The sequence below is a fragment of the Carboxylicivirga marina genome (genome assembly GCF_016612505.1).
In the GTDB taxonomy this organism is placed as follows: Bacteria; Bacteroidota; Bacteroidia; order Bacteroidales; family Marinilabiliaceae; genus Carboxylicivirga; species Carboxylicivirga marina.
Genome location: NZ_JAENRR010000124.1, coordinates 1 through 3,421, shown reverse-complemented (window position 1 = coordinate 3,421; position 3,421 = coordinate 1). Strand labels below are relative to the sequence as shown.

The window sequence follows — 3,421 nt, the reverse complement described above, 5'->3', positions numbered from 1 at the left end:
TGACTGCCTTGGTCTTTTTATCACGTACCTCGTAGTTGTAATCCATAAAGAGTGTTCCAAGATCAGATGACATCAAAGCCTCATGACCTGATGGTCTTGTAGCATTCCGTAATGTCAATTCTTTAGTGCGCGTAACAGTAAAAGTTGCTGTCCAAGGATATTCCAAATTATCTGATTTATTATCTAGCTGATGCGATACGTTGGCTATAAAATGTGTAGGCTCATCCAATTGCCATACATAAGCATTTTTGGTAGCTGCTTTACGACTTAGAAAACTAGTACCAGGAACTGCCCCACACATAACATTCTCGGGATCATACTGTCCCCTGCTACGCACAATCATCTCAAAATCTTCACCTTCTGGTAATACTTTCTTAGCAAACTGGGTAAATGATTTATAATCGTTGGCACCTTTTGTACCCCAAACCTGCTCAGCTAACACCATCACTGTTGGCATTGTAAGCCTTGCTATTTCATTGGTTGTGTATCCCATCGGCCCTTTGTCGTTCCATACATGCAACTTAGCCCCTAGTAAACCGGGGTCGTCCGGACTTAGAATCCCCTCAGGTTTTTTAGAAAATTGAAGAGGAGACCATTCGTTGTATAAAAACTTATTATCCACACCATAATAAGGAGCTCCCGGCACAATATAGGTCCAGAAGTGAGTAGAGTTAATAAACTGATAACCGGCCTTGGATTTATTCACTGCATCGGATGTTTCCCACATATCAATAACAACTGACTTGTCAGGCACTGTTGTTCCAGGCATATGCTCATACCCCGACCAAATACGCGTTGTTTTTCCCTTCGCTTGAATATATTTATTAAAGTGGTTAATATACTGTCTGAATTTCTCACCCAGCATTTTTTTCTCCTCTTCATCTTTTATAGAACCTAAACGATATTCATCGGTACCAATATGAAAATGGTCTGCATCAAACAAAGGTACCACCTCATCAAGCACCTTTTCAACAAATCGGTAGGTTTCCTCCTTCGTAATATCCAGGTAATTGCCACCAAGCTTTGGGTGCGCCAGATCTGGTCGGGCAGTCGTCAATGCTCTTGAATGTCCGGGCGTGTCTATTTCCGGTACAATGGTAATTCCACGAACTTTAGCAAAATCCTGTAATTCCCTTATTTCTTTTTGGGTATAGTACCCGTCTGTAGATGTCAAGCCTTTAATCGTTTTCATCTCTAAACGAAATGCCCCGTAAAACCCAAAACTATTATCATTTAAATGCAGGTGTATTTCATTTATTTTGAAATAACTTAAGGCTATTACCCAGTCCTTCAATTCCTCAAAAGGAATAAACTTACGAGCAACATCCAGCAAAACGGAACGCACCGGATACTTGGGTTCATCAATTATTTGACCTTGAGGTAAAACAGATGGATTTTGCACCATCAGCTGTAATAAGGTTCGCGTTCCGTAATACACCCCCTCAGCTTTGGAGGCATTTACCTCAACACCCTTTTCTATTTTAAGTTCATAACCTTCGGTGGCAATGTCATCATCGCCCATTGTAAGATATATATTGCCTTTTCCGGTATTTTTGCCACCTTTTTCAACAAGCAATTCTTTTCCTGTAATCAATTGTAATTCATGGCCCAATATCTTTGCCACCGGAAGTAGTTCCTCACTATACTTCTTGTTAACAATGATACGAGGCGATGACAATTCAAGTTGGCCCTCGTAACTCATCCAGTTCTTAACAGCAGGTATCACTACCGGCTGTTCTTTGCCCTTGGCAGGCATCACACCAAAAATGAAAGCTAGCAGAACTAGTACTTTCAAACTTCTTATTACTGTCATAACTATTTCTTAATTTACATTTTATTACTATAACACTTAAATATCTAATTTGATTTTTTTGTGCCGTATTTTATCCGATGAGTGAACAGAGGCTATTCAATTCAAAACAAAGGAGTACTTTTTTAAATCCCAATCGGAAAAATTGCAACCGTGAGTGCTGAAGTTGCAAATGTAGTTGTTGAGAAAAGGAACCGAACCTAAAAATAAGTAATTATTAGAGGTATGATCTATTATCATACCTCTTCCTATATCCATACTTATTCTGCCAGAATACCAAATTCAGCACCTCCTGCAAAGTCCTGACCGTTTTGTGAACTAACACCAGTAAAACGCATATAACGGGCCTTTAAGGGCTCTTTAAATAACACACGCTTCTCTTTTTTATCCTTAGAGAACTGACCTTCATGTACTGGTTCTCCCCAGTTTTTACCATCCATACTCACATGAATCGAATAGTCCTTGATATCACCATGTCTTCCACTCTGACGCGGCTGGTAAGTGAAGCCTTTGATAGTTTTAGCTTCACCACAGTCAAAATCAACCCAGTGCGGAAATTGTGCTACCGTGACTGAGTACATGGTATGCCAGATCGTTGACGGATCTCCATCCACCAGATTGGTGGCTGCGGCACCGGCACCCGGTTCTTCACTACTGACAAAGACAACCCTTGTTTCAATCTTTTCAATTTTATTGAAGGTCATCGACACTTCAGAGTCTTTATTGCCTTTAAACCAAGCTTTAATGCTACCTGCTTCGCGCATAGAGAAAGGCACACTGTAAGCTTTTGCTTTTCCTCCATTAACAGCATAAATGTATTGGGCATCCTCTTTGGTCGATGAGATTTTAACTTTACCATTAGCTGAACGCGTTATTGTTACTGGCACTACACCTGATGGAGTCACATGTGCAATTTGATCTAAATCTTTACCCGCAGGACGAATGATAAAACCAAAATCGTTTTGACCGGCATATACTCTATCGTGCTTTAAAGGTGCGCCCTGTCCACAGCTGGCTCCTCCCAATCCTGTTACTTTCATATCCAAATGAAGAGTGATATCTCCCGGTTCTGGCAATTCATAAATATGAGCTGCTGTTCCCATGTCCTGAGCGGTGTATGGCAATGCGCTAACTACCATTTCATCGTTAGCCACAAATACAGCGCCTTTGTTGTTTTGCGTTAAAGCACACCAGCGCGTTTCTTCGTGATTGGCCATATCCTGTGGTTTCGGGAAGTTGACAAACTCTTCCATTACCGTCGTTGTGTATTTCTGTATATTCTGAGCCGTCTTACGGTCGTTGTAGTTACCAATTGGTCCACGGCCGTAATAGGTCAGGTTTTCGTAAACCTTTGGAATAGTCATGGAATACCCCAGGCGTGGTAATACAAACTGTTCATCATTCGTCGTAATGCTTGACTGCAATTCCACAGATCCATCTGGGTATACCGTCCATATCTGGTTGGTCACAAAACGGAAGTCATCTTCACCAAATTTCTCATTAGTCAGCTCTTCAACCGACAGTACATTACCACTTGTTCCGCCATGTTGTTTAGCCGCATTAGGTGCTTGCGAAACCACTGTAAATGCAAGGATAGCTGTTCCATCTGCA

At 41.2% G+C, this 3,421-nt stretch carries 2 protein-coding genes; both read right to left on the bottom strand.

What is annotated here, in order from left to right:
- Positions 1 to 1,813: beta-N-acetylhexosaminidase (locus tag JIV24_RS21970; RefSeq protein WP_200467232.1), on the bottom strand; the 1,813-nt coding region annotated here is incomplete at its 3' end.
- A gap of 257 nt (positions 1,814 to 2,070) precedes the next feature.
- The coding region (locus JIV24_RS21965; protein ID WP_200467231.1) for a beta-galactosidase small subunit-related protein at positions 2,071 to 3,421 on the bottom strand (1,351 nt) is incomplete at its 5' end.